Below are 3,889 nucleotides of genomic sequence, written 5' to 3' on the forward strand. Positions count from 1 at the left end.
CCGGGGACGGATTGAACTCTCGGTACACGCGGAAGCGGGGCTTCACCAGGCGGATGCCGGCCAGCGAAACCACGGGGAGGACCAGCAACAGGACACTGAGCGTCAGGAGATCCCGCCGCCCCATGACGTGGGCGGCCGCGAGGGCAGCAGCGCCGGCCCCCAGCATTCCCCAGCCGCGCTGGGTGAAGAGGTGCCGTGGCAGTCTGTCGAGCAGCGCCATGGGTCCGCCTAGTGGTTCCTGCCCACGCCGGCCACCGGGGCAGGGCTCCTGCCGGTGGTCCTGGGCTGCCGGGCGGGCTCGGCCGGCGTGTGCGGAACGGGCAGGCGCGACAGGATGCCCCGCAGGACGGTGTGCGGAGTCTCGCCCGCTCCGGCCGCCTTCCGGTCCAGGATGATGCGGTGCGCCAGGACGGCCTCTGCCACCTGGAGCACGTCATCGGGCAAAACGAAGTCCCGGCCGTCAAGGGCGGCAGTGGCCTTCGCTGCACGCAACAGCTGCAGCATGGAACGGGGGCTCGCGCCCAGCCGGAGGAGGGGGCTTTCCCGGGTGGCCCTGCCCACCGAAACCGTGTACTCCTTGACCGCCTGCGAAACATAGACCTGCTGGACGCTGGCGATCATGGCGGCCACGTCGGCCGTGGTTATCACAGCGGCGACCTTGGCCAGCGGAGAGGTGGCCTGATGTGTTTCGAGCATCTCGATCTCGGCGTCCTTGTCCGGGTAGCCCATGGAGATCCGTGCCATGAACCGGTCCCGCTGCGCCTCCGGCAGAGGATAGGTTCCTTCCATCTCAATGGGATTCTGGGTGGCAACCACCATGAACGGCTCGTCGAGCCGGTAGGAGTTGCCGTCCACGGTGACCTGGTGCTCCTCCATGCACTCGAGGAGGGCGGACTGGGTTTTGGCGGACGCGCGGTTGATTTCGTCGCCGATGACGATGTTCGCGAATACCGCACCGGGCCGGAACTCGAACAGCCTGGACGCCTGGTTGTAGATGGACACCCCGGTGACGTCGGAGGGCAGCAGGTCAGGGGTGAACTGGATGCGGTTGACGGTGCAGTCGATGGTCCGGGCCAGCGTCTTGGCCAGGAGGGTCTTCCCGACGCCGGGTACGTCCTCGAGCAGCAGGTGGCCCTGCGCCAGCAGGACAGTCAGCGCCAGCTTTGCAGCATCCGATTTCCCATCGATTACCGTGTTCACCGTTGTCAGGATGCGCTGGCTTGCCGCGTGGAAAGACTCACCGTCCATCGCCGCCGGACGGTGCCCGTTCAGGCGGCTGACGGGGTCCGGGACGCCGGCCAGGTTGCCGGTAGCAGCGCTCACATCGTTGGCAGTACGTCGGTGGGATTCCATCGGCAACCTTTCAGCCCGGGGTCTCGCCTGGACGGGACAAGTAAGCCTGCCTTCGCCCGTCGGTGGGCGTTCGCATCTGTCCGTACCAGACTACTAACACAACTGCCGCAGCTGACAGAGAGTTCCGGCAAAAATGGGGCCAACCTCCGCAGTTAGGCTGGAGGGATGTGCAACACGCTGATCCCCGACGCTTACCGCAGCCCCGTTGCCGGGGACGCACCCGATCCTGAGAACGGCAGGAAGCGCGAGTTCCCGCCCGCCCCGGAACCCCTGCCGGTGCCCGTCATGGACAACCACACCCACCTCGATTTTCCCGACGGGAAGGCGCCCGTGGGCATTAAGGCCGCCCTGGATGCAGCGGCCGCGGTGGGTGTCCAGGGTGCGGTGCAGGTGGGCTGCGACCTCGAGTCCTCCCGTTTCACCGTGCAGGCGGTGGACCAGGACGAACGGCTCCTCGGGGCTGTTGCCCTGCACCCCAACGATGCCCCCCGCTACGCGGCCCGTGGCGGGCTGGAAGAGGCGCTCGCTGAAATCGAGCAGCTGGCAGCCCACCCGCGCATCAGGGCCATCGGGGAGACCGGGCTGGACTTCTTCCGTACCGAAGGCGAAGGCCTGGTCCACCAGAAATACTCCTTCCGCCGCCATATCGACATTGCCAAGCGCCTGGGCCTCACACTGCAGATCCACGACCGTGACGCGCACAGTGACGTGGTGCAGGTCCTGCGGGAGGAAGGCGCACCGGAGCGGGTCGTGTTCCACTGCTTCTCGGGTGATGAGGAGCTGGCCGCAGTCTGCAACCAGGAGGGCTGGTGGATGTCCTTCGCGGGAACACTCACCTTCCGGAACGCCACAAACCTGCGTGCCGCGCTGGCCGTCGCCGATCCTGCGTTGGTCCTGGTGGAAACCGATGCTCCCTTCCTCACACCCCACCCGCACCGGGGCCGGCCGAACGCGAGCTACATGGTGCCCTACACGGTGCGTGCCATGGCTGAATTGACAAAGACCGACCTCGCCTCGATGTGCGCCGGTATCAGCGAAAATACCGTGCGGGCGTACGGATCCTGGGTGTAACGAAACAGCTTTGTTGCTCACCCCGGGGAATACCTGGTATGCAAAATTGTTGGTCCCTTTATAACGCTACGGTTACAGTGAAGAACTATTAGCCGGGGTCGGGGAAGGCCAGCGGGTAATTCACTTCTTTCTGCAGCACGATGTGCCGGACCTTGTTCCGGCCTGACCGTTGCGCGAAGTGTGGCGGCGCAACGGTGCCCGGACTGCCTCATGCAAGGCGGTGCCGGGCATTTTATTGCGCGATCCCCGTGCCCGGATGGACCTAAAGTTATGGGCAATCGTGGTCAAGTTCTTCACAACGGACGGCAAGTTCAGCTTTATCAAAGTTGGCGCCCAGTTGCTGGTGCTTTGCGCGCTGGTGGTGGGGCTCGTAGCCTTCGTCGGCAATAACAAAACCGTCACGCTCAATGTCGACGGCAAAGTCACGTCCGTGCAGACCTTCGGCGGTACCGTGGGCCAGGTGGTCAAGAGCGCCAACCTTGAGCTCAAGCCCACCGACCGGGTCTCCCCGGCCATCGACGCCTCCGTCCAGAACGGCACCGTCATCAACGTCAACCAGGCCAAAGAGGTCAAGGTGAGCCTGGACGGGGCAGAGAAGACCGTCAACACCAACGCCCAGGACGTGGCTGGCCTGGTGACCGAGCTTGGTGTTGCCAGCGCATCGTCCGTTTCGGTTCCCAAGGACGCGCAGCTCGCCGTCGCGGGATCCTTCGTCTCGATCTCCACTCCCAAGACCGTCAGCATCGTCGCCGACGGCAAGGTGGATACCGCCACCACCACCGCAGCCACGGTTGGCAAGGTTCTGGAAGACGCCGGCCTGACCCTCGGCGCCAACGACCGCACTTCCCAGCCCGCCAACGCCCACGTGGTCAACAACATGGTGATCAAGGTCTCCCGCGTGGATAACGCCCAGACCGCCGTGACCACCGACGAGGTTCCTTTCGAAAAGGTCACCACGGAGAGCGCCGAGCTTCTGAAGGGCGAACAGGAAGTCACCCAGGCAGGTTCTGCCGGAAAGATCGAAAAGACCTACAAACTGGTTCTGGTGGATGGCCGCGAAGCGTCGCGCACCCTGGTTTCGGAGACGGTATCCGTCCAGCCTGTTGCTGAGAAGATTACGGTCGGCACCAAGCCGAAGCCGGTGGCCCAGGCAGCTCCGGCCCCCGCGGCCGGCACCAACACCGGCGCAGCCGCCCCCGCCATCATGAACGAAGCCATGTGGGACAAGATTGCCCAGTGCGAATCCGGCGGAAACTGGAGCATCAACACCGGCAACGGCTACTACGGCGGCCTGCAGTTCGATATCCAGACCTGGATCGGATCCGGCGGCGGAGCCTATGCGCCAAACGCCAGCCTGGCGACGAAAGCCCAGCAGATCGACATCGCCAACCGCGTCTACGCACAGCGCGGCCTGCAGCCCTGGGGCTGCGGCTGGGCAGCCACCAGCTGACCAGGAGCGGGCACC

3 protein-coding genes and 1 pseudogene are annotated in these 3,889 nt (G+C 65.1%); 2 read left to right on the forward strand and 2 right to left on the reverse strand.

Annotated features, from left to right (window positions below; all coding sequences use genetic code 11):
* A pseudogene (locus P2Q66_RS07530) lies at positions 1-220 on the reverse strand (DUF58 domain-containing protein); the annotation flags it as partial.
* A gap of 8 nt (positions 221-228) precedes the next feature.
* On the reverse strand, positions 229-1,353 hold the full coding sequence (locus P2Q66_RS07535) for a MoxR family ATPase (RefSeq protein ID WP_275726892.1): 1,125 nt from the start codon (positions 1,351-1,353) through the stop codon (positions 229-231).
* 165 nt (positions 1,354-1,518) lie between these two features.
* On the opposite strand from P2Q66_RS07535, the gene P2Q66_RS07540 reads away from it, so the two are divergent.
* Positions 1,519-2,424, forward strand: a complete 906-nt coding sequence (locus tag P2Q66_RS07540) for a TatD family hydrolase (RefSeq protein ID WP_275726894.1) — start codon at positions 1,519-1,521, stop codon at positions 2,422-2,424.
* A gap of 256 nt (positions 2,425-2,680) precedes the next feature.
* Positions 2,681-3,874, forward strand: a complete 1,194-nt coding sequence (locus tag P2Q66_RS07545) for a resuscitation-promoting factor (protein ID WP_275726896.1) — start codon at positions 2,681-2,683, stop codon at positions 3,872-3,874.
* Positions 3,875-3,889: the final 15 nt, after the last annotated feature.

This window comes from Arthrobacter sp. Cr_A7 (assembly GCF_029222765.1).
Taxonomy (GTDB): Bacteria; Actinomycetota; Actinomycetes; order Actinomycetales; family Micrococcaceae; genus Arthrobacter.

What these genes read in the sequence shown, in the direction of transcription:
- P2Q66_RS07535 (WP_275726892.1), bottom strand. Translation starts at nt 1,353, where the DNA reads ATGGAATCCCACCGACGTACTGCCAACGATGTGAGCGCTGCTACCGGC.
- P2Q66_RS07540 (WP_275726894.1), top strand. Translation starts at nt 1,519, where the DNA reads ATGTGCAACACGCTGATCCCCGACGCTTACCGCAGCCCCGTTGCCGGG.
- P2Q66_RS07545 (WP_275726896.1), top strand. Translation starts at nt 2,681, where the DNA reads ATGGACCTAAAGTTATGGGCAATCGTGGTCAAGTTCTTCACAACGGAC.